Annotated in this window: 26 protein-coding genes; 8 read left to right on the top strand and 18 right to left on the bottom strand. The window is 61.5% G+C overall.

Annotated elements, in window-relative coordinates; genetic code table 11:
- The 4 genes from odhB to lpdA all read left to right on the top strand — a co-directional run bounded on the left by odhB (position 1) and on the right by lpdA (position 3,984).
- The gene (odhB, locus tag K3754_RS14835) at positions 1–1,548 is read left to right on the top strand and encodes a 2-oxoglutarate dehydrogenase complex dihydrolipoyllysine-residue succinyltransferase (RefSeq protein WP_259938265.1); all 1,548 of its coding nucleotides are present in this window, start codon (positions 1–3) and stop codon (positions 1,546–1,548) included.
- A 78-nt stretch (positions 1,549–1,626) separates the two neighbouring features.
- Entirely contained in the window at positions 1,627–2,010 is a 384-nt protein-coding gene (locus tag K3754_RS14840; protein ID WP_259938266.1) for an MAPEG family protein, read from the top strand.
- A gap of 66 nt (positions 2,011–2,076) precedes the next feature.
- Complete coding sequence (locus tag K3754_RS14845) at positions 2,077–2,472, top strand: MAPEG family protein (protein WP_259938268.1); 396 nt, start codon at positions 2,077–2,079, stop codon at positions 2,470–2,472.
- A 123-nt stretch (positions 2,473–2,595) separates the two neighbouring features.
- On the top strand, positions 2,596–3,984 hold the full coding sequence (gene lpdA / locus K3754_RS14850; protein ID WP_203210363.1) for a dihydrolipoyl dehydrogenase: 1,389 nt from the start codon (positions 2,596–2,598) through the stop codon (positions 3,982–3,984).
- Between the two features lie 320 nt (positions 3,985–4,304).
- On the opposite strand, the gene K3754_RS14855 is transcribed toward lpdA, so the two are convergent.
- The 5 genes from K3754_RS14855 to K3754_RS14875 all read right to left on the bottom strand — a co-directional run bounded on the left by K3754_RS14855 (position 4,305) and on the right by K3754_RS14875 (position 8,353).
- Positions 4,305–5,294 (bottom strand): sterol desaturase family protein, encoded by a 990-nt coding sequence (locus K3754_RS14855; protein WP_203210362.1) that lies wholly within the window; start codon positions 5,292–5,294, stop codon positions 4,305–4,307.
- Positions 5,295–5,447: 153 nt separating this feature from the next.
- Positions 5,448–6,053: a pyridoxamine 5'-phosphate oxidase family protein gene (locus K3754_RS14860; RefSeq protein WP_259938273.1), complete on the bottom strand. Its 606-nt coding sequence runs from the start codon at positions 6,051–6,053 to the stop codon at positions 5,448–5,450.
- Positions 6,046–6,774 (bottom strand): 1-acyl-sn-glycerol-3-phosphate acyltransferase, encoded by a 729-nt coding sequence (locus tag K3754_RS14865; protein WP_203210360.1) that lies wholly within the window; start codon positions 6,772–6,774, stop codon positions 6,046–6,048. The genes K3754_RS14860 and K3754_RS14865 overlap by 8 nt, the downstream gene beginning before the upstream one ends.
- Complete coding sequence (locus tag K3754_RS14870; RefSeq protein ID WP_238937785.1) at positions 6,774–7,679, bottom strand: ABC transporter permease; 906 nt, start codon at positions 7,677–7,679, stop codon at positions 6,774–6,776. Before K3754_RS14870 ends, K3754_RS14865 begins: the two co-directional genes overlap by 1 nt.
- Positions 7,676–8,353: a cell division ATP-binding protein FtsE gene (locus K3754_RS14875; RefSeq protein ID WP_259938274.1), complete on the bottom strand. Its 678-nt coding sequence runs from the start codon at positions 8,351–8,353 to the stop codon at positions 7,676–7,678. Before K3754_RS14875 ends, K3754_RS14870 begins: the two co-directional genes overlap by 4 nt.
- 165 nt (positions 8,354–8,518) lie before the next feature.
- Between K3754_RS14875 and K3754_RS14880 the strand changes: the two genes are divergently transcribed.
- Entirely contained in the window at positions 8,519–9,376 is an 858-nt protein-coding gene (locus K3754_RS14880; RefSeq protein ID WP_259938275.1) for a zinc-ribbon domain-containing protein, read from the top strand.
- A gap of 15 nt (positions 9,377–9,391) precedes the next feature.
- On the opposite strand, the gene K3754_RS14885 is transcribed toward K3754_RS14880, so the two are convergent.
- The 6 genes from K3754_RS14885 to argH are packed head-to-tail and all read right to left on the bottom strand — an operon-like array spanning position 9,392 to position 15,424.
- A complete protein-coding gene (locus K3754_RS14885; RefSeq protein WP_259938277.1) occupies positions 9,392–12,025 on the bottom strand; it encodes a TIGR02302 family protein in 2,634 nt (877 codons plus the stop codon).
- Between the two features lie 38 nt (positions 12,026–12,063).
- Positions 12,064–13,329, bottom strand: coding sequence for a diaminopimelate decarboxylase (gene lysA, locus K3754_RS14890; RefSeq protein WP_203210355.1), 1,266 nt, complete (start codon positions 13,327–13,329; stop codon positions 12,064–12,066).
- Positions 13,330–13,370: 41 nt separating this feature from the next.
- Entirely contained in the window at positions 13,371–13,688 is a 318-nt protein-coding gene (locus tag K3754_RS14895) for a DUF2834 domain-containing protein (protein WP_203210354.1), read from the bottom strand.
- Position 13,689: 1 nt separating this feature from the next.
- Positions 13,690–13,863, bottom strand: a complete 174-nt coding sequence (locus tag K3754_RS14900) for a hypothetical protein (protein ID WP_203210353.1) — start codon at positions 13,861–13,863, stop codon at positions 13,690–13,692.
- Positions 13,860–14,036 (bottom strand): hypothetical protein, encoded by a 177-nt coding sequence (locus K3754_RS14905; protein WP_203210352.1) that lies wholly within the window; start codon positions 14,034–14,036, stop codon positions 13,860–13,862. The genes K3754_RS14900 and K3754_RS14905 overlap by 4 nt, the downstream gene beginning before the upstream one ends.
- A complete protein-coding gene (argH, locus tag K3754_RS14910) occupies positions 14,033–15,424 on the bottom strand; it encodes an argininosuccinate lyase (protein WP_259938281.1) in 1,392 nt (463 codons plus the stop codon). Before argH ends, K3754_RS14905 begins: the two co-directional genes overlap by 4 nt.
- 22 nt (positions 15,425–15,446) lie before the next feature.
- Between argH and K3754_RS14915 the strand changes: the two genes are divergently transcribed.
- On the top strand, positions 15,447–16,016 hold the full coding sequence (locus K3754_RS14915) for a TlpA disulfide reductase family protein (RefSeq protein WP_259938282.1): 570 nt from the start codon (positions 15,447–15,449) through the stop codon (positions 16,014–16,016).
- Between the two features lie 57 nt (positions 16,017–16,073).
- On the opposite strand, the gene K3754_RS14920 is transcribed toward K3754_RS14915, so the two are convergent.
- Complete coding sequence (locus tag K3754_RS14920) at positions 16,074–17,147, bottom strand: Hint domain-containing protein (protein ID WP_203210349.1); 1,074 nt, start codon at positions 17,145–17,147, stop codon at positions 16,074–16,076.
- 223 nt (positions 17,148–17,370) lie between these two features.
- Between K3754_RS14920 and K3754_RS14925 the strand changes: the two genes are divergently transcribed.
- Positions 17,371–17,898 (top strand): winged helix DNA-binding protein, encoded by a 528-nt coding sequence (locus K3754_RS14925; RefSeq protein ID WP_203210348.1) that lies wholly within the window; start codon positions 17,371–17,373, stop codon positions 17,896–17,898.
- 175 nt (positions 17,899–18,073) lie between these two features.
- On the opposite strand, the gene gap is transcribed toward K3754_RS14925, so the two are convergent.
- Positions 18,074–19,102 carry a type I glyceraldehyde-3-phosphate dehydrogenase gene (gene gap / locus K3754_RS14930; RefSeq protein ID WP_259938285.1) on the bottom strand — a complete coding sequence of 343 codons (1,029 nt, stop codon included), beginning with the start codon at positions 19,100–19,102 and terminating at the stop codon, positions 18,074–18,076.
- A gap of 184 nt (positions 19,103–19,286) precedes the next feature.
- Here gap and K3754_RS14935 point away from each other — a divergent pair, with 184 nt between their 5' ends.
- Positions 19,287–20,165, top strand: a complete 879-nt coding sequence (locus K3754_RS14935) for a BadF/BadG/BcrA/BcrD ATPase family protein (protein ID WP_203210346.1) — start codon at positions 19,287–19,289, stop codon at positions 20,163–20,165.
- On the opposite strand, the gene K3754_RS14940 is transcribed toward K3754_RS14935, so the two are convergent.
- The 5 genes from K3754_RS14940 to K3754_RS14960 all read right to left on the bottom strand — a co-directional run bounded on the left by K3754_RS14940 (position 20,166) and on the right by K3754_RS14960 (position 26,126).
- Complete coding sequence (locus tag K3754_RS14940) at positions 20,166–21,446, bottom strand: amidohydrolase family protein (RefSeq protein WP_259938287.1); 1,281 nt, start codon at positions 21,444–21,446, stop codon at positions 20,166–20,168.
- Between the two features lie 126 nt (positions 21,447–21,572).
- On the bottom strand, positions 21,573–22,517 hold the full coding sequence (locus K3754_RS14945; RefSeq protein WP_259938289.1) for an ABC transporter permease: 945 nt from the start codon (positions 22,515–22,517) through the stop codon (positions 21,573–21,575).
- On the bottom strand, positions 22,517–23,566 hold the full coding sequence (locus K3754_RS14950; RefSeq protein WP_203210343.1) for an ABC transporter permease: 1,050 nt from the start codon (positions 23,564–23,566) through the stop codon (positions 22,517–22,519). The genes K3754_RS14945 and K3754_RS14950 overlap by 1 nt, the downstream gene beginning before the upstream one ends.
- Positions 23,556–25,106 (bottom strand): ABC transporter ATP-binding protein, encoded by a 1,551-nt coding sequence (locus K3754_RS14955; protein WP_259938292.1) that lies wholly within the window; start codon positions 25,104–25,106, stop codon positions 23,556–23,558. Before K3754_RS14955 ends, K3754_RS14950 begins: the two co-directional genes overlap by 11 nt.
- Positions 25,107–26,126: a BMP family protein gene (locus K3754_RS14960; protein WP_203210341.1), complete on the bottom strand. Its 1,020-nt coding sequence runs from the start codon at positions 26,124–26,126 to the stop codon at positions 25,107–25,109.
- Positions 26,127–26,333: the final 207 nt, after the last annotated feature.

The raw sequence follows: 26,333 nt of genomic DNA on the forward strand, positions 1-26,333 counted from the left end.
ATGACTGAAGTACGCGTTCCGACCCTTGGCGAATCCGTGACCGAAGCAACGGTCGCCACCTGGTTCAAGAAACCCGGCGACACGGTTGCCGTTGATGAAATGCTCTGCGAACTGGAAACCGACAAGGTGACCGTCGAAGTGCCCAGCCCCGTGGCAGGCACCCTTGGCGATATTGTCGCCGGTGAAGGCGAAACCGTGGGTGTTGATGCGCTTCTGGCCAATATCACCGAAGGTGATGCCGGATCAGCCGCCGCGCCCAAAGGCAAGGAAGCCGCCGCCGACGCTGGCGCGGCCTCCGCTGCTGCCCGCACCGCCTCTGACGGCGAAGGCGGCGGCGCTTCTGTGGATGTGATGGTGCCGACCCTCGGCGAATCCGTGACAGAGGCGACAGTCTCCACCTGGTTCAAAAAGGTCGGTGACACCGTCGCGCAGGATGAAATGCTGTGCGAGCTGGAAACCGACAAGGTCAGCGTTGAGGTGCCCGCCCCCGCCGCAGGCACATTGACCGAAATCATCGCCGCCGAAGGCAGCACGGTTGAGGCCAATGGCAAGCTGGCGGTCATCGCATCGGGCGCTGGCGCTGCGGCTTCGGCCAGTGCGTCCACTGCTGCACCGGCCCCTGCGGCCCAACCCGCCGGCGGCACCGGCAAAGACGTCGAAGATGCCCCATCCGCCAAGAAAGCCATGGCCGAAGCGGGCCTGAGCCCCGATCAGGTGCAAGGCTCCGGCCGCGATGGCCGCATCATGAAAGACGACGTGGCCCGCGCCCTGGCCGCAGGCACTTCTGCTGCGGCCTCGGCCCCGGCAGCGGCTGCACCGGCCCGCGCCGCATCCGCCCCGGACGATGCATCGCGCGAAGAACGCGTGCGCATGACCCGTCTGAAACAGACCATGGCCCGCCGTCTCAAGGAGGCGCAGAACACCGCAGCGATTCTGACCACCTTCAACGAGGTCGACATGACCGAGGTGATGGAACTGCGCAACACCTACAAGGCCGACTTCGAGAAAAAGCACGGCGTGCGCATGGGCTTTATGTCCTTCTTCACCAAGGCCTGCTGTCACGCGCTCAAGGAAATCCCTGAGGTCAACGCCGAGATCGACGGCACCGATGTGATCTACAAGAACTACGTGCACATGGGCGTTGCCGCCGGCACGCCGACAGGTCTGGTTGTACCGGTGATCCGCGATGTTGATACGATGTCTTTTGCAGAGATCGAAAAAGCCATCGGCACCATGGGCAAAAAGGCCCGCGATGGCAAATTGACCATGGCCGACATGACCGGCGGCACTTTCACCATCTCCAACGGCGGCGTCTACGGCTCCTTGATGACCGCACCAATCCTGAACCCGCCACAATCGGGCATCCTCGGAATGGCGAAAATTCAGGACCGTCCGATGGCCATTGGCGGTCAGGTCGTGATCCGTCCGATGATGTATATCTCGCTGTCTTATGACCACCGGATCATCGACGGCAAAGGCGCGGTGACCTTCCTTGTCCGCGTCAAAGAGATGCTCGAAGATCCACGCCGCCTGCTGATGGATCTGTAAAAGACCCCAAAGGCCGGGCATCCTGCCCGGCTTACCTCTCCACCCCGCCCCCACCACGATCTTTGAGGAGTTCCCGAGATGACCGAAACAACCATCCTTGTCGCCTATGGCCTGCTGGTTCTGCTGACGATCCTGCTGCAAGTTCTCGGTTCTCTGCAAACCCTGTCGATGGGCTATCTGATGTCCGCGCGGGATGAGCCGCGCGAGGTGGGGCGTATGACCGCGCGGATCAACCGGGCGCTGACCAATTCGATCACCGCGATGGCGCTGTTTGCCCCTGCGATCCTGCTGCTGGTGGTGCAGGACAAGACCACCCCAACCACCCTGCTGGTTGCGCAACTCTTTCTCGTGGCGCGGATCATTTATCTCCCGGTTTATGCCCTTGGCGTGCCTGCGATCCGCACGTTGGCATGGCTGGTCGGCTTTGCCGCCACCGCCGTATTGTATCTTCTGGCGCTTTGATAGCTGGGCCCGTGCAACCGGCCTGCCGCTTTCCCTGATCCCGCCCCCTGAACTGGATTGATGTCCATGTCCACCGAACTCACTGTCCTGACCCTGGCCGCGCTTTTGCAGGTGGTGCAGTTTTTGCTATATGCGGTGCCTGCCAACCGCGAGATCGGGCCGGGCTATACCACATCGCCCCGCGACCGACCGCCAAACCGCCCGATGTCGGACCAAACCGCGCGACTGGGCCGTGCCTTTGACAACCATTTTCAAGGGCTGATCCTGTTTACCATCGCCGCGGGCGTCATCGAAATGTCAGGCCAGAACAGCGCATTTACCGGTCTGTGCGCATGGATCTATCTGGCGGCACGGGTGGCCTATATCCCCGCCTATGCCAAGGGGCTGCGCCCCGGACGCTCTGCCATCTGGTGCGCCGGATTTCTGGCCACCACACTGATGCTGCTGGCGGCGCTTGTATGACCCGCCGCCGCCCCGCATCCAGCCGCCCTTGCCCGCGCCCCCTGCGGCGCCTAACCTGCTGCAAGGCAGGCCCGTCCATAGACCCCAATTCAGACACGTCCCAAACACCCAAGGAGACCCCCAATGTCCAGCTATGATGTCATCGTGATCGGCGCAGGCCCCGGCGGCTATGTGGCCGCCATCCGCTGTGCCCAGCTTGGCCTGAAGACCGCCGTTGTCGAAGGGCGCGAAACCCTTGGCGGCACCTGCCTGAACGTGGGCTGTATCCCGTCCAAGGCGCTGCTGCATGCCTCTCATATGCTGCATGAGGCGGAACATAACTTTGCCGAGATGGGCCTGAAGGGCAAAAGCCCTTCCGTCGATTGGAAGCAGATGCTGACCTACAAGCAAAACACCATCGACACCAATACCAAGGGCATCGAATTCCTGTTCAAAAAGAACAAGATCGACTGGCTCAAGGGCTGGGGATCGGTGCCTGAGGCGGGCAAGGTGAAAGTCGGCGATGAAATCCATGAAGCCAAGAGCATCATCATCGCATCCGGCTCCGAACCTTCGGCGCTGCCGGGTGTTGAGGTGGACGAAAAGGTGGTCGTGACCTCCACCGGGGCGCTGACCCTGAACAAGGTGCCCAAGAAACTGGTGGTGATTGGCGCAGGCGTGATCGGGCTGGAGCTGGGCAGCGTCTATGCCCGCCTTGGCGCCGAAGTGACCGTGGTGGAGTTCCTCGACGCAATCACCCCCGGCATGGATCCGGAGGTGCAGAAAACCTTCCAGCGCACCCTCAAGAAACAGGGCATGAAATTTGTCATGGGCGCCGCGGTACAAAAAACCGAAGCGACCAAGACCAAAGCCAAGGTGCATTACAAGCTGCGCAAGGATGACAGCGAACATGTGCTGGACGCCGACACCGTGCTGGTGGCGACGGGGCGCAAGCCCTATGTCGAAGGGCTGGGCCTTGAGGCGCTGAATATCGAGATGACCAAGCGCGGCCAGATCGCGGTGAACGGCACTTGGCAGACCTCGGTGCCGGGCGTCTATGCCATTGGCGATGTGATCGAAGGCCCGATGCTGGCCCACAAAGCCGAAGACGAAGGCATGGCCGTCGCCGAGGTGATCGCGGGCAAACATGGCCACGTCAATTATGGCGTGATCCCCGGTGTGATCTACACCGCCCCCGAGGTTGCCAACGTTGGCGAAACCGAAGCGACCCTCAAAGAGGCAGGCCGCGCCTATAAGGTTGGCAAGTTCAGCTTTATGGGCAATGCCCGCGCCAAGGCGAACTTTGCCGGTGACGGCTTTGTCAAAATCCTCGCGGACAAGGAAACCGACCGTATTCTGGGCGCCCATATCATTGGCCCTGCGGCAGGCGAATTGATCCACGAGATTTGTGTGGCGATGGAGTTTGGCGCATCCGCGCAGGATCTGGCCCTGACCTGCCACGCGCATCCGACCTATTCCGAAGCCGTGCGCGAGGCCGCACTGGCCTGCGGCGATGGTCCGATCCATATGTGAGCGATCTTCCAAGGCAGGCTTTCCCTGCCTTGGAGCCCCCCTTGGTTGCATGGCCACCGTACGCTGGCCTCACCATTCCTTCACCCGGCCCGCCTACAACCCACCCCGTCGCGACATCGCTGCGGGCTGACATTCCGTGGCACATTCGGAATAGGAGGTCTGCCATACAGGCAGGCCACACTGAACCGTTCAAGGTGCAGGGTGACACCTGTCTCACAGCTCCGATCCGGCGGCGCCGCCATTTCTTAACGGCCCCACAGATCCAATTAACATGATGGAACAAACCGCACCGGCCCTGCCTGTGCGGCGATTTGGCGTGGCTATTCTGCAGGGATATTGGACGTTTGCGGTGCCGCCGCCTGCGATTGCCCGCCCTTACGGCGCAGGCGCCGCCGCACCACCCGATAGGCATCCCGGCAAGGCACCCAATACAGGCGGGCGCAGGAGGTAAATTCACCCTTGTCCTCTTTGCCAATCCCGAACTTCACGTCGCGATTGTCCTCAGGCATGTGGTAAGTGCCAAAGATCACGTCCCAGATCGGCAACATAAAGGCAAAGTTCCTGTCGATGTGGTCAGGGTGGCAGCTGTGATGCACATGGTGGTGCGCCGGTGAGGGAAAGATCATCGACAGTTTGCCCGGCCATTTCAGCCAGATATGCGAATGGCGCAGGTTATACCCCGCCACATTGAACAACAGGTGCATCGCGGGCACCCCAAGCAGGCTCGGCAGGCTGGGAGTGAAGCCATAGATCAATGTCGCCAGACCCAGGATCGCCCCGTACCCAAACCCGTTCAAAGTGATGTAAAACAGGTTATCGACAGGGTGCTCTCGGTAGTTTGACACCGGATGCATCACCTCGGCACTGTGATGCACCTTGTGGAACTGCCACAGGAACACAGACTTATGCTGGAGGTAATGCGCCACATAGCCGATCAGATCAGCCACAATCACCGCAACAACCATAAAGCCCAGCGATTGCCCCAGTTCGGTCAACGGCGGGGTGATGTTATCGAGCGCCTTGGCCATGACCTGATCGGTGCCGGTGATGTATTTATAAGGCAGAACCGTGAACCAGGTGCCGAGCCCCAGAATAAGGAAATGCCCAAAAATGCGATGGAAAAAGAAATACCGCAGATCAAGCCAGGCCGACGGATGTTGCCAAACATGTTTGGGAAAGAGAAAGCGCAGAAATCCGCCCTCGGTCTGTGCGCCCCGCCGCCGCGCCAGCATATAGATCACAAACGCGATCACCACCGAACATGCCAGATACAGCACAAAAATGCGCTGCTGCGAGTCGAACGGAAACATCACGATGTCCATGGCATGCGCAATGAAGCGGTCTAAAAGGTCAATTCCTGTTTGCATTTTCTTGTCTTTCCCACTGCCTACGGCAGTTTTAATCGGGAAAAGTGTCGAAAATCAGTCAAAGTCCGAAAATTAATGTGCCGGTCACGTCACCAGTCACCACATGGTGTCTTTGGCCCGCGCACCCCATGCGTTGTCATAGGGCGCACCGCCCTCTTCGCCGCTGGTCATCTCGGCCAGAATTTCGCCCACAGTCGGCAAGCCGGTGCTTTCGTCCGCGCCCGCCCAAGTGCCCGCCCGCATCAGGGCGCGGGCGCATTGGGTGTAGACCTCCGCAATCTGGATCACGATCACGGTGGCAGGCAGGCGGCCCTTCTTTTCAAAGCGCCCCCGCAGGTCTGTATCATCGGTCAGATAAGCGGTGCCATTGACCCGCACCACGTTGTTGGAGCCCGGCACAACAAACATCAGCGACACGCGGCCATCCGCCACGATATTGCGCAGTGAATCCAATCGGTTATTGCCACGCCAATCGGGCATGGCCAGCGTGAATTCATCCAGTTCCGTCACCACCGGACCATCGTCGCCGCGCGGACTGCCATCGGTGCCGTTGTCGCCGACTGTGCTGAGAACACACAGTTTTGAGGCCATGATCCACTTGCGATAAAGCGGCGTCAGCCGGTCCGCGACCTTGCGCAACGACGGTGCGCCTGCCTGCCCATACAACGCCTCAAGCGCCGCGATGTCGGTGATCTTATGCATCCGGCCTTCTCCAGCCTGCCTCAAGCAACAACTCTTCGGAGGCCCGCTCAACCCGGGTTTCCAGCTCGGCCATAAAGGCCTCCTTGGTCAGGCCCGCCTCAATCGGCGTCAGAAATTCCACCACCGCAACACCGGGGCGTCGATAAAGCCCCCGGCGCGGCCAAAAGTAACCGGCATTGGTGGCCACCGGCACGCAGGGCTGGCCCAACTGGCCATAAAGCACGGCAGTGCCGACCTTATAGGGGATATGCGCCCCCGGCGCGACACGGGTGCCTTGGGAATAGATCACCAGTTGTCCGCCTTCCATGCGGCCCGCGTTCACATCCTCGATCATCTTGGCGATGGCCTTGCCGCGTTTGCCACGGTCTACGGCGATCATCTCCATCCGCTTGGTGTACTGGCCAATCACCGGGGTCCAGTGGATCTCGCGCTTCATGATGAATTTGGCCCGTGGCAGCGCGTGAAAGATCATGATGATGTCAAGAAACGACTGGTGCTTGGCCGCCACCAGAACTTCGCCCTGCGGGACGTTGCCGCGCACCTCGCAACGCAGCCCGATCAGCCAGCGGGCCGACCACATCGCATAGGCCGCGTAGGTTTTGCAGGCTTTGTAAGCCCCCGCCTTGGAGAACATCGCCCAAGGCGCAAAGGCCAGCCCGATGATCGGCATCGCGATGGTAACCTGAATGATATAGATGATCGAACGCACCCATTGCAGCATTATGCCAACTCCCTCAATGTTCGCCGTGCGGCAGCGCCGGTTGCGGCAAAGGCCACGGCCCCGGCCAAAACCGGGATGAGCAGCGGAAAGACCCAGTGAACGCCCTGATAGCCAAGCCCCGTCAGGAACCCCGGCGTGTCAGAGGCATCGGGCATCAGAACCATCGCAATCAGCCCAAGCGCGGTGCCCACCGCCGCGCCGGACAGCGCCCGCAGGGTAAAGCGGCGAATGAAAGCCTGTGCGATGTAATCGTCTGTCGCCCCGACAAGACGCAGCACCGCGATCACCTGTGCATTGGCGGCCAGAGCGGCCTGCGCGGCAAGGGTGATCATCGCCGCAACCGCAGCCGCGATCAGCAGGGTTGAGATCCAGCCCAGCATCCGCAGCCGCCCCGCCGCGTCAATCAGCGGCTTGCGCCAACGGCTGTGGTCATCCAGCACCGCACCGGGCACTTCGGCGGCCAAGCGCAGGCGCAGTCCGGCGGCATCCATGCCCTCATCGTTTTCAATCACTTCGATCAGGCGCGGCACCGGCAATGTGTCCAGCGCCAGATCGGGGCCAAACCACGGCTCCAACAGCGCTTGTTGATCTGCATCCGTGAGGGCGCGCGCACTTGCCACGCCTTTGGTGGTTTCCAGAATGCGCAGGGCGGCATCGGTCTGGAGCTGCCGTTGGTCCAGCGGCGCAACAATGCGCAGGGTCGCGGATCGGGCCAGTTCATCACCCCAACGGTCGGCCAAGCGCCCTGCCGCTAGGGACAGCGCCAGCGCAAAGACGGCCAGAAAGGCCATCGCCGCTGCGGCAAAGAGGGTCAGCTGCGCGGTAAAGCCCGAAGGCGGCACAACCCGGTCCGCTTGCCTGTCGCCGGCGATGAACCCGCGCAGATACTTCATGTTGGCGATCATAGGTCCGCCCCCGCCAGTTGCACGCGACGGTTGACAATGCGCAGCACCCGCGCCTGCACATGCGCCTTGGTGGCGCGGATCAGGCTCAGATCATGGGTGGCAATCAAGACCGTCTTGCCCATCTTGTTGAGCTCGATCAACAGCCGCAGCAGGCGTTGCGACATTTCCCAGTCGATGTTGCCCGTGGGTTCGTCCGCCAGCACCACATCCGGCGACATGATCACCGCGCGGGCCAATGCGGCACGCTGGCGTTCCCCGCCCGACAATTCCGGCGGAAGGGCCGATGCGCGGTTGGTCAGGCCCACCCAGGACAACAGTTCTTCGAGATCGCCATTGGCCGCCTCCGCATGCCGTCCCGACACCGTCAGGGGCAGGCAGACATTTTCCGAAACGCCCAGATGGTCCAGGAATTTGACGTCCTGATGCACCACCCCGACACGTCGGCGTATAAGGGCAATGTCGTCCCGATCCAAACCGCGCACATCAGCGCCGAACAGCCGCACATTGCCCGCTGTCGGCAGCAAGGCACCATAACACAGCTTCATCAATGTGGTTTTGCCAGCCCCCGACGGGCCGGTCAGAAAATGAAAGGAACCTGGCGCCAGCTTGAGCGATATGTCGGATAACAATTCGCCGCCGCCATAGCTGTAGGCCACGTTTTCGAGCTCGATCACGAAAATACCCCGTTATAATTGACCTGTTGTGCCTCAGCATCGCTTGGGTTTCAATGCACCACTTCGGGCCAAACCGACCCAGATTGCACTTTTCCTGTGGGAATCTTGGACATATGGTGCAGGTGTTATACCAAATCCGGTTTGAGTAATGTTGCAGGAAACAAAATGAGGCTGACCTGTCCGAATTGCGACGCGCAGTATGAGGTGCCGGATGAAGTCATCCCGGTGGCCGGGCGCGATGTGCAATGTTCCAATTGTGGTCAGACCTGGTTTCAGCATCACCCCGACCATGCCCCCGCAGATGAGGATGAAACCGATCTCGGGCTCGGGGACAGCGCACCCGACGAGGACGAAGAGGTTTCGCCGCCTCCACCGCCACCGCCCCCAGTAGAGCAGCCGCAGCGCCGACAGCTTGATCCGGCCGTGGCCGACATTCTGCGCCAGGAGGCCGAGGCCGAACATGCGGCCCGCAAGGCGCGGCAGGCACAGTCCCTCGAAACCCAGCCCGATCTTGGGTTGGATACCGCAGAGGATCACCCGCCGCACAGCTATGACGACGATGATGCCCCCGCCGCAGCACAGGACCAGCGTGCGCTTGAGGCCAAGCGCCGGATGGCGCGGATGCGCGGCGAGGCAGAACCGGTGTCCGAAGCCGCGGCCAATGCCGCCGCCTTGTCCTCGCGGCGCGAATTGTTGCCCGACATCGACGAAATCAATTCCACCCTGCGCAGTGACAGTGACCGCAGCGCTGGTAGCCGCGATGCCAACGGCAGCCATGCACCGCAAGAGGTGAAGAAACGCAAACGCGGGTTCCGCCGTGGATTTTCGCTGATGATCCTGATCGTGTCCGTGATGGCACTGGTCTATGTCTTTGCGCCGCAGATTGCACAGCAGGTGCCACAAGCCGATCCTTACCTGTCGTCCTATGTGACCTGGGTGGACGGCCTACGGACGATGCTGGATGTTCAATTGCAACGCTTGCTGACATGGCTCGACACAATGGCGAGCCAGTCGGCCTCCTGATCTTCTGTTTCGGCGTTAGAAACGCTCCAACAGCCGGTTGAGATAGTCACGCTCCAGTTCGGGGCGCTCTGTCTCGCCGGAGCGGCGGCGGATTTCATCCAGCAAACGGCGGGCGCGGTCCGCACCATCCGGCCCCTGCGCCAGCGGTCCATCGGAACTGTTGGCGCCGTTGCCGGCCTGTTCGCGGCCCAGCGGATCTCTGTTATCGGCGCGGCGGTCCGATTCCGTTGCGCCCTGGCCGGGTTGCTGGTTCTGCTCGTTCTGGGCCATTGCCTCACCCAGCGAGCGCATGCTTTCGCGCAGCGCTTCCATGGCTTGCGCCTGATTGTCGATGGCCTCGGCCAGATCGCCATCGCGCAGCGCCTCTTCGGCCTGATCCATCGCACGGCCCGCACGGTCCAGCGCCTCGCGGGCGGCCTCGCCCTCTTCGGTGCCGCCACCGGGCAGACGGCCCTGCTGGCGGCGCAACTCATCGCGCAGCGCCTGCTGGCGTTCGGCCAGACTGCGTTCGCCGTTGCCATCACCCTCGCGCGGGGCGCCCTCTTCGCCGCCCTCGCCATTCTGGCCCTGCTGCTGGCCTTCGCCCTGACCGCGCCCGCCCTGGCCCTCATGGCTCTGGCCGCGGCCCTGCCCGCCATTGCGGCCTTCGTTGCCATCGCTTTCACCCGCCTGAGCGCCGGGATTGTACTGTTCCTGCAAATCGCGGAACGCCTGATCGCTGAGCCCTTGCTGTTCGCGCAGCGTATCAGCCAGCCCTTCCATGGCCTGTTCACCGGGGGTCTGGCCTTGCTGGCCCTGCTGCCCTTCGGTGACACGCATGTTCTCCATCAGTTCCTGCAACTCTTTGAGGGCTTCGGCAGCTTCGGCCATGCGGCCTTCCTCCATCAGCTCCTGAATGCGGTCCATCATGGCTTGCAGGTCGTCCTGGGTCATCTGCATGCCCTCGCCCTGCTGCTGCTGTTGCCCTTCCTGACCGTTCTGCTCTTGCTCCTGCGCCTGTTGGCGCTGCAATTGCTGCAGATAATCCTCGGTCGCGCGGCGCAGCTCGTCCATCAACTCGGCGATTTCTTCGTCAGAGGCGCCGTTTTTCATCGCCTCGTTCAACCGGTCCTGCGCCCGCCGCATCCGGTCCAGCGCATCGGCCAAAACGCCCTCCTCCAGCTCAAGCGCCAAGCCCCAGAGATCCTCGGCAATCTCGCCTTGCACCTCGTCCGACAGACCATAGCTGGCATGCACCTCCAACTGCCGGACCACCCGGCGGAGCCGCAATGCAGAGACCTCGGTGCGGAACACGTCATTGGGTCGGTAGGACACCGCCCGCAGCACCTGCGCAATGCGCGGTCCGTTGGATTTCGACCACAGCAGATCACGCCGCATCTCGATCACCGCTGCCGCCGCCGGGGCAAAGAACCGCCGCCCGGGCAGGATCATGTCCTGTGGCACCGTTTGTCCCGATTGCTCGGCCGCGTCCAGAACGCTGAGGGTCATCTTGACGGGCAGATTGGCCCAGGGGTGCTTGGAAAAGTTGTCGATCAGGTTTTCTTCGAACTGCGCCCGATTGCCGGAAATGGGCGTTGGCAAGGGCACGATCATCTCGGGGCGCGGGTCGGGATTGGCCGCCAGACCATAGCGCCGGTCCACAGCGGCCAAATCAAGGATAATGCGCGCCTCGCCCGCCTCGACGCCATAATCATCCTGCGCGGCAAAAGGCAAACGCATCTCGCCCAGTGCCGACACTTGTGGATCGCCGATCACCTCCACCTCCGGTGCGCTGTCGGGGCGCATAGCCACTTGCCAACTGCGCCCGCCGGGGCCGTCGATGACAATCTCGCCCTCCTGCAAAACCGTGAAATCCTGTGCAACTTGCGTTGCGACGTCTTGTTGTGGTCCGTCAGGGGCCACGCGGCCCGAGACCGTTTCGGCAACCTGCAATGCCCCCACATCGCCGTAAAGGCGCAATGTGATCAGCGTACCCATCGGCAATTCCAGCGCCCCGGCGTCCAGATCATTGAGGTAGAGCGTCGGCTTGCCGGTATAGCGCGGCGGCTCTGCCCAGCCTTCCCAGACCGGGCCACCCGCCAGATCACCCCCGCCCGGCGCCATATCCGCAACCGACGCGACCCGCAGGAACGAGCCGAACACCAGTGCCACCACAAATGCCAGAAGCGCGGCATAGCGCAGTGCATATGGATCACGCGATGCGATCCGCAGGTCCGCAGGCACTGGTTTGGCCGCTTCGGTGCGGGCCGCCATCCGGGCCTTGTGTGCCCGCCACAGCGCCATCGCCGCGTCGTCCTGTGTGCCGATGGCCGCATCGTCCAGCAGCGCCTGAATGGGCCGGCCCGGCAGGCTTTGATCCAGCCGTGCCATGGCATCTGCCGCAGTCGGGAAGCGCAGCCCCCAGACCCCGCGCAGCAAAGCTCCAAGCCCCGCAACCACCAGTGCGGCGCCAACGCCCCAAACCAGTTCCACAGGTGCAATGTCCTGCAATCCCAGCATCAACGCGGCCAGACCCAGCAGAACAATGCTGATCAGTGGCCAGAACCGGCGCAGCAAAACCTCTGCCACCATCCCCGCCCGTGTCAGGCGCAAGGGCCAGCGCAGACGCGCCAGCGCCCGGCGTTGTTCATTGGGGGTGAATGTGGCCATGACAAACCTTTCCAAAAGGCCGTGTCAGCAAGATGCCGTCAAAGCCATTCAGGAATGGTATCGCGATTTATCATTTCGTCAAAGGTCGGCCGTGCGCGGATAACCGCGAATTGATCGCCATGCACCAGAACTTCGGGGATCATGGGGCGCGAATTGTATTCGCTGGCCATCACCGCGCCGTAGGCACCGGCACTGCGGAAGGCGACAAGATCCCCCGCCTCCAGGGGCGGCATCAATCTTTGTTTGGCAAATGTGTCGCCAGATTCGCAAACCGGCCCGACAATATCAATCGGCTGCGGCTCAATCCCGACAGCAGGTTCAATAACCGGCACGATGTCGTGATAGGCCTCGTACATCGCCGGGCGGATCAGATCGTTCATCGCCCCGTCAATGATCAGAAAATCGCGGCCTTCGCCGGATTTCACATAGATCACCTCGCTGACCATCAACCCCGCGTTGCCGGCGATCAAGCGCCCCGGCTCGATCTCGATCTCGCAGCCCAGATGGCCCAGCACCCGCTTGACCATCGCGCCATAGTCGGACGGCAAAGGCGGATCGGCATTGCTGCGTTCATACGGAATGCCAAGGCCGCCGCCCAGATCCAGCCGCCGGATGGTGTGGCCATCTTCCCGCAAGGCCTCGGTCAGTTCCGCAACCTTCAGATAGGCCTGTTCATAAGGCGCAAGTTCGGTCAGCTGGCTGCCGATATGGACGTCTATACCGACAATCTCCAGCCCCGGCAGGGCGGCGGCCATGGCGTAGACCGCGCGCGCGCGGGCAATCGGAATGCCGAACTTGTTCTCGGATTTGCCGGTGGCAATCTTGGCATGGGTTTTGGCATCCACATCGGGGTTGACCCGGATGGTGATCGGGGCGGTGACGCCCAACTCTTCTGCAACGGTGCTCAGCACAGCCATCTCCGGCTCGCTTTCCACGTTGAACTGGCGAATGCCCCCCGTGAGGGCCAGCTTGATCTCCTCGCGGGTCTTGCCGACGCCGGAGAACACGATCTTGTCGCCCGGTACGCCCGCGGCCCGCGCGCGGCGGTATTCACCGCCCGACACCACATCCATGCCCGCCCCGGCCTGCGCCAGGGTCTTGAGAACCGCCTGATTGGAATTGGCCTTCATCGCATAGCAGACCAGATGCTCCGTCCCTTCCAGCGCCTCGTCAAACAGACGGAAATGCCGCTGCAACGTCGCTGTTGAATAGACATAAAAGGGGGTGCCGACCGCCGCTGCGATCTCTGAGATAGGCACATCTTCCGCGTAAAGCGTGCCGTCACGATAAAGAAAGTGATCCATGTTCTTTCTGGCCCTAAAAATTCCCGCCGGAGGCTCCCCGGCTATTTGATGGGTGCTGACCGCAGAAACAGATAAAGCGGCAGACCACAGCTTACTCCAATACAGAAGGTTGCGGGAATGGCAATCAGCGCGGTCCAGTTTCGCCGCACGGCGACTTCGGCGATGATCCAGACCGTCAGGGCGATGGCGGCTATGGTCAGATCCCACACCAGCCCGCTGCTGGCGGCATTGGCGTGCCAGGCGTCAATCATCGCCGCGAGGTCAAAACCGTTCTGCCCGAACCAGCGCAGGAAGTAATACATCGGATGCACCGCACCCCAGACCGCCAAGGCCAGATAGATGAGGCGCAGCATGGACATCTCAGAAGGTCTTGACCACACCGACGTTCACATGGCCGCTCACATGAATGCCCGGTGTCGTATTTGTCGGTTTTTGGCGGGTGTCGGCATATCCGGCCCGGTCATCTTTGGGATCAGGCGGACCGCAGGCGACCAGCAAGGTCAGCATGCCCACAAGGGCGGTATGGCGGATCATGTCATCCGCCCCGATGGGGCAGGCAGGCTGATGGGTTCGACACCGGCCAGCGATGCAAACACCGTGCCACCAGCATTCGGGTTTGTCATATTGGAGGCAGGCCGGACCGGTTCACCATCCGCGCCGCAGCTTGCAAGCGCGGTCAGTGCCAACAGTCCGATGAGCCGTTTCATGACAGGATGTCCTTCCAGCGTTTGATCTGCATCCGCACCTGCGCGGGCGCGGTGCCACCATAAGACATACGCGAGTTCACCGAATTTTCCACACCCAGCACATCAAAAACATCTGCGCTGATCTGCGCATGGACGCTTTGCATCTGCTCCAGCGTCAGATCCGGCAGGTCGCAGCCTTGGCTTTCGGCCATGGCGACCAGCGATCCGGTGATGTGGTGCGCATCGCGGAACGGCAGGCCCAGCACCCGCACCAGCCAGTCGGCCAGATCGGTCGCAGTAGAGAAGCCGCTGCCCGCGGCGGCGGCGAGGTTTTCGCGCTGGCCATTCATGTCGCGCACCATGCCTTCCATCGCGGCCAATGCCAGCATCAGGTTGTCAGCGGCGTCAAACACCTGTTCCTTGTCTTCCTGCATGTCCTTGGAATAGGTCAGCGGCAGCCCCTTCATCACCATCATCAGCGCGGTGTTCGCACCAAAGATCCGGCCCACCTTGGCGCGGATCAGTTCCGCCGCGTCGGGGTTCTTTTTCTGCGGCATGATCGAGGATCCGGTCGAGAACCGGTCCGACAGTGCCACAAAGCGGAACTGCGCCGAGGACCAGATCACCAGCTCTTCGGCAAAACGGCTGAGGTGCATGGCGCAGATGCTGGCACATGACAGAAATTCCAGCGCAAAATCACGATCGCTCACCGCGTCCAGCGAATTGGCCGAGGGCCGGTCAAAGCCAAGCGCCTGCGCGGTCATCTCGCGGTCAATCGGGAAGGAAGTCCCGGCAAGCGCCGCCGCGCCCAGGGGGCTTTCGTTCATCCGCGCACGGGCATCGCGCACGCGGCTCAGGTCACGGCCAAACATCTCGACATAGGCCATCATGTGATGGCCCCATGTCACCGGCTGCGCGGTTTGCAGATGGGTGAATCCGGGCATCACCCAATCGGCGCCCGCCTCGGCCTGGCCCAACAGGGCGTTGATCAAGGCCAGAAGACCGCCTTCAAAGGCGTCAAACTGATCACGGGTCCACAGCTTGAAATCGGTCGCCACCTGATCGTTGCGGCTGCGTCCGGTGTGCAGACGGCCCGCAGGTTCGCCGATCACCTCCTTGAGACGGGCCTCGACATTCATGTGGATGTCTTCCAGCGCCGTTGAAAACTCAAAACGGCCTTCTTCGATTTCTGACAAGATCGTGAGCAAGCCTTCCCGAATGGCTTCGGCATCGCTATCACTCAGAATGCCTGTGGCGGCCAACATGGCGGCATGGGCACGCGATCCGGCAATGTCCTGCGCCGCCATCCGCTTGTCAAACCCGATCGAGGCGTTGATCGCCTCCATGATCGCGTCCGGACCAGCGGCAAAGCGGCCGCCCCACATCTTGTTCGATTTCGTGTCAGTCATTGATAAACCCTCGGAGGGACAGATGAAAAAATTCGCGCTGGCTGTCATGTATACGGCCCTTATGGCAGGTGCAAATGTTGCCTTCGCCGCTGGCCCCGACATTGTCCCTTTGCGGGAGGGCGACATGAAAAAGCTGGTGGTTCATGACGCGCCCAAGGCGACCTCTGGCGCGGCCTTCGATCTGGAGGACGGCGGCGGCAAAGCCACGCTTGAGGATTACCGCGGCAAGTATATCCTGTTGAACTTCTGGGCCACATGGTGCGCCCCATGCCGCAAGGAAATGCCGCAGATCAATGCGCTTCAAAAAGAATTTGGCGGTGAGCATTTCGAGGTGCTGACCATCGCGGCGGGCCGCAATTCTCCTGAAGGTATCAAACGGTTCTTCAAGGAGGCCGGCGTGGATGCCTTGCCCCGGCACCAAGATCCGAAACAGGCGCTGGCCAGCCAGATGGCGGTGTTTGGCCTGCCCATTACCGTGATTTTGGACCCTGAGGGCCGCGAAATTGCACGTCTGCGCGGCGATGCCACCTGGGACAGCGACAGTGCCAAGGCGATCATCAAGGCGCTGATCGACAGCGCTGCGGGCAGCTAAGGGCGGCGGAAATTTTCAAAATTTCCGGTCCGAATTCTTGAATAATTCGGTCTCTGGTCAGGCCGCGTGGTTCAGGATTGCCGCCTCGGACCCTGACAGATGCCGCCGGGCAAAGCTACCATAGGTATGCGGATCAAACTCCAGCGACGGATGGGTGGCCAAAAGCCGCGCCCGGTCGCTGTCGTCAAGGGCATTCAGGGAGGCAGAGGCGGGATGGAAGCTTTCGGTTTCCACCCCATTGGCCCACATCACCTGATGCCGGTCCAGCAGCAGATGGATATAGGTCACTTCGCGCATTTTCAGGTCGACACTGATCGAGGTGCCATTGATCAGATCCTTAGCGGCGACCAGCACTTCGGGTGTGTTGAACAGATCCTGCGCCACGGCACCTTTGATCAGGATGCGATGCTCGGGTGACACAACAAGATCTTCGTCGGGGATACCGGCCCCCAGAAGCCCTGCGGAAATCCGCACCGGGCGCAGCTTTGGCATGGCAAACAGCCGGGCGCCGGACATGCGGCGGCTGCCGATCCAGCGGATCTGCTGGGCGCCGTTGTCCTTGGTCTGGACCGCGTCGCCCTCTTGCAGGTCTTCGATCCGGGTCAGGCCACCCGGCGTGCGGATCATCGTGCCGGGGGTGAAACAGATCACACCGCCATCGCCTGAGGCGGCATCACCTGTGGGCGCTGCGCTGAGCGTGTGATGCACGATCCAAAGCTCGCAATCACGCGGCGGAATTTCATCAAGGAACATCAACAAAGGCTGGCTGCCGCGGCCCACCTCGATCAGGGTCACGGTATAGCTTTTGCCGCCATCAGTGATGACAAAGCTGTTGTCCATCAATGGGGGTTCATTGCCGTCCCGTTCCGGCTTGCGGATCTGGGATGGCTCACGGTCAAGGGCCGCGCCCACAAGGCGGTGCACCATCCGTGCCGCGCGTTTCCGGAGATTTTCTGCCCCGTCTGCCTGGTCCAGCCGCAAAACATCGCTTGGCCCATCCACCCGGATGGCGTCCCCGCGCCATGCCCATGCGGCCCCCACTGTCAGGGATTGCACCGGCGCGGCCTCAAGGCCGTCAATTTCTGTTTGCGACCAGCTTATGACAAACGTGCCTCGAAAGCCCGTTCTCATTGCTGTCCACCTGCCTCAGTCTTTTTATTAAGGAAAAGTTAACAGATTCAACGCGCTCTGGGAAGTGGGAAATTTCGGGACGTCGCTCAACCGACGCGAGTCGGCGCCCCGGCATGTGCAGTACAGCATAAGAGCGCCTGATTTTCGGGCTATTGCCCCCTCTGTCGCTTGCAAAACACTGGTAAAATGCTAACGTAAATCGGCATTTCTTGAGGACTTATTCATGGCCGAAACGCCCAAATCACTGCCTGAACGGCGCATCGTATCCTCCCGCCACTTGGCCGAAGGTGAGGGCTGGGAAGCCTCCGAACTCGAATACGGGATGATTATTGCCTATAACGCCTTCACCCGCTGGATGTCGCGCTGCATGGCGGCGGCGGGCAATGCGGACCTCACGCCACTGGAAATCCTGGTGCTGCATAACACCAACCATCGGGGCCGGGAAAAGCGGCTGACCGATATCTGTTTCCTGTTGAACATCGAAGACACCCATACGGTCAACTATGCGCTGCGCAAGCTGCTGAAATCGGATCTGGTGGAGGCGGACAAACGCGGCAAGGAAGTGTTTTATCGCACCTCGAAGGCGGGCAGTGACTTGTGCGAGGCCTACCGCACCATTCGTCAAACCTGCCTTCTCGAAGGGCTTGGGCGCATGGACACCAGCGGCGAGGAATTGCGCCAGGTCGCGGCCAGTCTGCGGGCGATGTCTGGGCAATTTGATCAAGCCAGCCGCGCGGCGGCCTCGCTTTGAAGATGGGGCAATAAGACGCTTAAATCAAAAGCCTGTGTCCGCCGCAGACACCCGGGGCCTTGCCCCGGACCCCAGAGGTTTAAGGGCCAAATGAAGAAAAAGGCGCCCTTCTCTTCATTTGGCCAGAAAAACCTCCGGGGGGAGCGCCGCGCAGCGGCGGTGGGGGCTGGCCCCCTTATGCGGTGCGTTTGAGAGGGGCGGTTTCCATCAGTTGTCCCATCACCCGCGCGGTGTCGTTCATGCGGTTGGAGAAGCCCCATTCGTTGTCATACCAGCTGACCACCCGGATCATGCCGCCCTCTGTGACCTTGGTCTGGGCGGCTGCAAAGCAGGAGGAATGGCTGTCGTGGTTGAAATCAACCGAGACCAGCGGATCGTCCTCGAAAGACAGCACGCCCGCCAATGGCCCTTGGGCGGCAGCGGCAACGGCGGCGTTGATCTCTTCTGCCGTGACCTTGCGTTTTGGCACAAAGCTGAGATCGACCAGCGAAACATTGGCCGTGGGCACCCGCACGGCGGAGCCTTCGAGGCGGCCTTCCAGCGCCGGCAGCACCAGTGAGATCGCCGCGGCGGCACCAGTGGAGGTGGGCACCATCGACAGTGAGGCCGCGCGGCCCCGATACGGGTCGCGGTGCGCGGTGTCGTGGCTGGGCTGATCGCCGGTGAAGGAATGGATCGTGGTCATGTAGCCGGTTTCAATGCCGCAAAGATCATCCAGAACCATCGCCAGTGGCGCGAGGCAGTTGGTTGTGCAGGAGGCGTTTGAGACAATCACATCGTCAAAGGTCAATTCCTCATGGTTGACCCCATAGACCACGGTGCGGTCCACCTCTTTGCCCGGAGCCGAGATCAGCACCCGTTTGCTGCCGTTCTCAAAATGTTTGGCGGCGGCGTCACGCTGGGTGAAGAGGCCCGTGCATTCATAAGCGATATCTACGTCAGACCAGGGCAGATTGGCCGGATCACGTTCGGCGGTCAGGCGGACGCTGTAGGGACCGACATGCAGCATGTCCCCCTCGAGCCGGGCATCTGCCTGCAAACGGCCATGGACGGAATCGTATTTCAGCAGGTGCAGCAAGGTTTCCGGCGCGGCCAGATCGTTAATGGCAACAACCTCAATCCCGTCGGTGCCATTTTCCAGCAGCGCCCGCAGCACACAGCGGCCGATGCGGCCAAACCCATTGATCGCAATTTTCGTTGTCATAATACCACCTCATGGCCGGATTTTTCGATTTGGCTCACTGTTAGCGCTATCATAGATCTTTTTCAACTGTTATTCGGGCTGCGCATCGGGATTGTACTATGAGGAGATTGTAAGATTGTGTTTGGCGGTGATGGATTTGCGGGCTCTGACGCGCTAGGCAATGCGGGCAAATTAGGTGGGTAGAATGACAGAACAGCAAGACACCGTATTGATTGCCGTGGATGGCGGTGGCACCGGTTGCCGGGCCGCGGCGGGCACCTTGCACCGGGGGGTCCTTGGCGAAGCAGCGGGCGGTCCGGGCAATGTTGGCACAAATTTCAAAGCGGCCACGGGCAATATCCGCAATGCGATTGACGCGGCCTTGGTTGAGGCCGGACTGGAAACCACGCCGGCATCTGAGATCTGTGTTTTTATGGGGCTTGCCGGGGCCAATTTTCCCGACGAGATGGCACGGGTCGCGGCGGAGTTTGACTTTGGCGCCGTTCATGTGACCAGCGACCGCGACACCGCTGTTGTCGGCGCGTTGGAGGATGCCGACGGGTTTGTTGTCACCCTTGGCACCGGCACCATCGTGGCCCGCCAGAAGGACCGCCAGATCAAGACCGTGAACGGCTGGGGTTTTCATCTTGCCGATCAGGCCTCGGGATCGTGGCTGGGACATCAATTGCTGCGCAAGGTGATGTTGGGCGAGGACGGGATGATTGCGCAAAGCCCTCTTGGCACGCAGGTCTTGGCCGAGATCGGCGGGGCGGCAAAGGCGATGACCTTTAGCGCCGCTGCCGCGCCGGGCGATTATGCCGCTTTGGCACGGCAGGTGATCCCTGCGGCCCAAGCCGGAGATGAGATCGGTCTGGCCCTGATGCAAGAGGGCGCAGCGTTTATCGTATCGGCGCTGGGCGTGTTGGGGTTCGCCCCCGGCGACCGGCTTTGCCTCAGTGGCGGCGTGGGGCCGCATTACGCGCCCTATCTGCCGGAACCATTTACCCGCCATCTGACGCCGCCTGCGGGCAATGCCTTGCAAGGGGCGTTTACTCTGGCAGGCCGGGCGGCGACGGCTGGTTGATCATGAGTGGGCGCTGTGGCGGCGGCGGACGCTGGCGGGCCGGCCCGGCAGATCAAGTCGGGCGTCGTTGCGCGACTGGCGCGAGATCACCTTGCCCTTGGCAATCACGCACAGGCGGTCCGGTCTGAGGCGCAGCGCCTCAATCGGGTTGCCCGCATCCAGCACCACCATGGAGGCCTTGGCCCCGACCCGCAGGCCGTAATCGTCCAGCCCCATGATCCGGGCATTCACATTGGTGACCATGTCAAAGCAGCGGCGCATCTCTTCGGGGCTGGTCATCTGGGCCACATGCAGGCCCATGAAGGCCACATCCAGCATGTCGCCGGTGCCCATGGAATACCACGGGTCCATCACGCAGTCCTGGCCCCAGCCAACGTCGATGCCCATGGCTTGCATTTCCTTGACCCGCGTCAGCCCGCGCCGTTTGGGATAGGTGTCATGCCGCCCCTGCAGCACGATGTTGATCAGCGGATTGGGGATCGCTGCGACCTCCGCCTCGGCCATCAGGGGCAGCAGTTTCGAGACATAGTAGTTGTCCATGGAATGCATGGAGGTGAGGTGCGATCCGGCCACCCTGCCCTGCAAGCCCAGACGTTGGGTCTCATAGGCCAGCGTTTCGATGTGGCGCGAATGTGGATCGTCGGTTTCATCGCAATGCATATCCACCATCAGCCCGCGTTCAGCCGCGATCTCGCACAGGGCGGTGACGGAGCGGGCGCCGTCCGCCATGGTGCGTTCGAAATGCGGGATGCCACCGACCACATCCACCCCCATATCGAGGGCGCGGATGGTGTTTTGCAATGCTGTGGGGTCACGGTAGAGGCCGTCCTGCGGGAAGGCGACCAATTGCAAATCGATGTAATCGGCCACCTCTTTGCGGACCTCCAGCAGCGCCTCGACCCCGATCAGGCTGTCGTGGCAGGTGTCCACATGGCTGCGGATGCACAACAGGCCAAGCGAGGCGGCCCAGTCGCAGTATTCCAGCGCGCGGGCTTTGATCTCCTCCGGCTGCATGACCTGTTTCAGCTCGCCCCAGAGGCCGATCCCTTCGAGCAGGGTGCCGGAGGCGTTGATGCGCGGGATGCCGTAGCTGAGGGTGGCGTCCATGTGGAAATGCGGATCGACAAAGGGCGGGCTGACCAGATCGCCGGTTGCGTCGATGACTTCGCCTGCTTGAGCGGAGGAGAGGTCTTCGATAGCGGTGATGGTGCCGCCGGTGATGCCGATGTCGGTGGTACGGCCATCCGGCAGGGTGCCGCCTTTGAGGATCAGGTCAAACATGAAGAAACTCCTGTGCTGTCGGAAATGTGGTTGCGCCCGGACGTAGGCCGGGCTGCCCCCGACCGCCCCCATGGGCGGGGGCATTCGCCCCGCCCGCGGTCAGGGCCAACCCTTCGTGAGACGTCCTCACCGTTCCCCCTTGTTGAACGGGACCATCAGGGCGGCGGGCACTTGCGCACGGCGCGACATGATCACCAGCGCCAGAATGGACAGGATGTAGGGGGCCATCAGGAAAATCTGGTAGGGAATATCCGCGCCCAACGGAGTTTGCTGCACCCGGATTTGCAGCGCGTCAAAGGCGGCAAACAGCACCGCGCCCAGCAGGGTTTTGCCCGGCTTCCATGAGCCGAACACCACCAGTGCAATGCAGATCCAGCCGCGCCCGTTGACCATTTCAAAGAAGAAGGAGTTGAACGCGCTCATGGTCAGGAAGGCCCCGCCAACCGCCATCAGACCGCTGCCAACCATGACAGCGCCCATGCGGATGCCGGTCACGGACAGCCCCTGCGCCGCCACCGCCGCAGGGTTTTCCCCCGCCGCCCGCACCGCCAGCCCCAACGGCGTGCGATAAAGCGTGACACTGACCACCACGGCCAGCACAAAGGCCAGATAGGTCAGCGGCGTTTGCGAAAACAGCGCCTCGCCGATCAGTGGAATGTCAGACAGGACGGGGATTTCATAGGGTTGAAAGGCCTCGATCTTGGGCGGGGATGTCACCTCTGGCAGGGCGAGGCGATAACAGAAATAGGTCAGTGAGGTGGCCAGCAGCGTGATACCAAGACCCACCACATGTTGGCTGAGGCCAAAGGGCACGGTCAGCGTCGCGTGCAGCAGGCCGAACCCCATGCCGGACAGCATTGCCACCGCCACCCCGAACCACAGCCCGCCGCCCAGATAAACGGTCAACCATCCAGCGAATGCGCCCACGACCATGATGCCCTCGATCCCGAGGTTCAGGACACCCGCGCGTTCGCAAATCAGCTCGCCCAATGCGGCGAAGATCAGCGGCGATGCGATGCGGATCGCAGCGGTCCAGAAACTGGCCGAGATCAGAATGTCGAGAATATCCATCAGCTGCGCCTCACCCGGAATTTGGTCAGCATGATCGCCAGCACCATCAGCAGCAGGGCAAAGGCCAGCATGATATCGGCCAGATAGGTTGGCACGCCCGCCGCGCGGCTCATGCTGTCCGCGCCGACAAAGATGCCCGCGACAAACAGCGCCGCCACCACCACGCCCAGTGGATTGAGCAGCGCCAGCATCGCCACGATGATGCCGGTGTAGCCAAAGCCGGGGGAGATATCCAAAGTAAGGCTGCCCTTGAGACCTGCGACCTCGGAAAAGCCTGCGAGCGCGGCAAGGCCACCAGACAGCAGCGCGGTTTTGATCAACACGGCGTTGACGGGAATACCGGCAAAGCGCGCCGCCTCGGCATTCAGGCCCACCGCCCGCATTTCATAGCCCAGCGTCGTGCGGCGCTGGATCACCCAGACCACCAACGCAGAGATCAGCGCGAGGCCAAAGCCCCAGTGCAGGCGCAATCCATCCATGATGCGCGGCAGACGGGCCTCGGCAATCAGGCGGGCGGATTTGGGCCAGCCCAGGCCCATCGGATCTTTCAGCGCCCCTTCGAGAAGCATCGACACCCAGAGCAGCACGACAAAATTCAGCAGCAGCGTCGTAACCACCTCATCCACCCCAAAGCGGGTCTTGAGGAAGGTCGGCACCAGCAGGGCCACCGCCCCGGCCAGCATCGCGGCAATGGCGATTGTGGGCAGCAGGGCAAAGGCGGGCCAAGACAAAGCTCCGGTGCCTAGGACTACGGTCACGACCGCGCCCATGTAGAGCTGTGCCTCGGCGCCGATGTTCCACAGCTGGGCGCGGAAGGCGACGGCGACAGCCAATCCGGTAAAGATCAGCGGCGTAGCGCGGTTCAGGGTTTCGAGCGCCGCAAATTTTGAGCCAAACGCGCCTTTGATGATCAGGCCCAGCACCGAGAACGGCTGCGCCCCTGCGATCATCGCCAGTAAGGACGCAATCACCACCGTGCAAATCAGCGCCAGCGCGGGCAGGCCCAATTGCCGGATCAGGGTCGGGTTGGCCACAGGTTCAAGCCGCATGACTGCCCCCTTCGTTCTCAAATCCGTGTCCGGCCATCCAAACACCCAGTTCTGTCGTGCTGAGGGCGCCGCGTGCAAATCCGGGCGACAATCGCCCTTCGGAGATTACATGGATCACATCGGACAGGGCTGTGACCTCGTCAAGATCTTCGGAAATCAGCAGCACCGCCGCGCCGCGATCACGGGCGGCCAGCAGTTGCTCATGCACATAGGTCAGCGCCCCGATGTCCAGACCGCGCACGGGTTGGTTGGCCAGCACCACTTCGGGCGTGGTTTCAAGCACGCGGCCCAGAATCAGCTTTTGCATGTTGCCGCCCGACAGCAGACGGATGCGGGTGTCGGGGCCGGGGCAGCGGACGTCGTAGCCTTCGATCACATTTTGAGTAAATTCGCGGGCTTCTTGCCAGTGCATCCAGCCTTTGGTGCTGAACGGGGGTTTTGTATAAAGCTCAAGCACCGCGTTTTCGGTCAGGTCAAAATCGGCGATGGTTCCGGTTTTGTGGCGGTCTTCGGGGATGCGGGCGATGCCCGCGGCAAGGGCTGCACGCGGGGTCCAGTTTTTTGGCGCGGCGTCATGAATGCGCAGGCTGCCGGAGGCCGGGGCGATCAGCCCGCCGATCAAATCGGCCAGAGCCGCCTGCCCGTTGCCAGAGACACCCGCGAGGCCAATGATCTGCCCTGCACGCAGGTTCAGGTTGACGGATTTCAGCCCCGGTGCACTGCCGCGATCAGGGGTCGAAACCTGATCCAGCGCAATCAGTACGTCGCCGGGATTGGCGGCGCGGACAGAGGGCGGCGCGACTTCTTCGCCCACCATCATCTGCGCCAGAATATGTTTGTCTGTGTCGGCGGTGCGGGCCTCGGCCACCAACCTGCCATGGCGCAGCACCACAACCCGGTTCGAGATGGCCGTGACCTCATGTAATTTATGCGAGATGAAAATCACCGAAAGGCCCAGCGCCACGGCCTTGCGCATGGTGGCAAAAAGATCGTCGGTTTCCTGCGGGGTCAGCACGGCGGTGGGTTCATCCAGAATCAGAATGCGGGCATCGCGGTAGAGCGCCTTGAGGATTTCAACGCGCTGGCGTTCGCCCACGGTCAGGCTGCCCACCTGCGCATCGGGGTCGACCTGCAAGCCATAGTCCTGCACCAGCGTCAGAATGCGACGCCGCGCCGCCGCTTTACCAAAGCCGAGCTTCCACAGGGGCGATGTGCCAAGCACAATGTTTTCCAGCACGGTCATGTTGTCGGCCAGGGTAAAATGCTGATGCACCATGCCGACCCCCGCCGCCAATGCGGCACGGGGATTGCCGGGCGGCAAGGCCTGACCAAAGACCTCGACGCGGCCCTCGTCGGCGGTGTAATGGCCAAAGAGGATGTTCATCAGCGTTGTCTTGCCCGCGCCATTTTCGCCAAGCAAAGCAATGACTTCGCCCTGAGCGAGATCAAAGCTGATGGCGTCATTGGCGGTCAGGCTGCCAAATCTTTTGGTGATATTGTCGAGGCGCAGGACAACCTGCGCCTCTTTATGCTGTGCCATTTAAGAGGACTTCGGTTCTTCGTCGTTGATCGTGACACTGAAGGAGCCATCTTTGATCGCGGCCTCTTTTTCCATGACCAATTTCATCGCCGCTTCGGGGACTTTGCCCTCGAAGGTGCCGAGTGGCGCAAGCGATGACCCACCTTCGGCCATGAAGGAATATTTGCCATAGTCATCGGCGGTGAAATTGCCGGCCTTTACCGCAGCAATCGCCGCGTCCAACGTCGGTTCAAAATGCCAGATCGCGGAGGCGACAACAGTGTCGGGATAATCGGCTTGGGTGTCGATCACATTGCCGATGGCGAGCACACCTTTTTCCTGCGCCGCGTCCGACACGCCAAAGCGTTCAGCATAGAGCAGATCCGCGCCATTTTCGATCATCGCAAAAGCGGTTTCCTTGGCCTTGGGCGGATCGAACCAAGAGCCGATAAAGCTGACCTGGAACTTGATGTCGGGGTTCATTTCTGCCGCGCCTGCCATGAAGGCATGCATCAGGCGGTTCACCTCGGGGATCGGGAAGCCGCCGACCATGCCGATGTTGCCCGATTTGGTCATCGCACCGGCGATGATGCCGGACAGATAGGCCGCATCCTGAATGTAGTTGTCAAAGACAGAGAAGTTCGGCAGCGCCGCATCCTGTTTGAAGCTGGACCCCATCAGGAAGGCCACGTTTGGATAGTCTGCCGCCACTTCGCGGGCCTCTTGTTCGGCGCCGAAAACCTCACCGATGATCAGGGTGTTGCCGCTTTCGGCATATTCGCGCATCACGCGGGCATAATCCGTGTTGGAGACATTTTCGGTAAAGGTGTATTCGATGTCGCCCCGTGCCTGCGCGGTTTCAGCGGCCTTATGGATGCGGCTGACCCATTGTTGTTCGACCGGCACGGTGTAAATGCCCGCGACCTTGATTTTGTCCGCGGCAAATGCGGCCTTGGGCGCAAAGGCAGCGGCCCCCAGCAGAACCGCGGCAGTGCCGAGCAATCTGCGGCGTGTGATACTATTGTTTTGTGGCTTATTCATTGGTTATCCCCCAGTTGGACGTCTGATATTTTTACCGTTTGGTTAAAATCGTCTTGAGTCAAGCTTTGTATGTCGGCCAGTGGCAAGCTTAGGCTTGGAATTTGTAACTGCCAAAGACTTGTGCGGGCAAGATGCGGGTGAGGCGAATTCTTGGGCAGGTTGGAAAAGGTTGGGTGTTTCCAAGGGGCTGGCCAAAGATGCTGCGAC

The sequence above is a fragment of the Sulfitobacter sp. M368 genome, assembly GCF_025141875.1.
Taxonomy (GTDB): domain Bacteria; phylum Pseudomonadota; class Alphaproteobacteria; order Rhodobacterales; family Rhodobacteraceae; genus Sulfitobacter; species Sulfitobacter mediterraneus_A.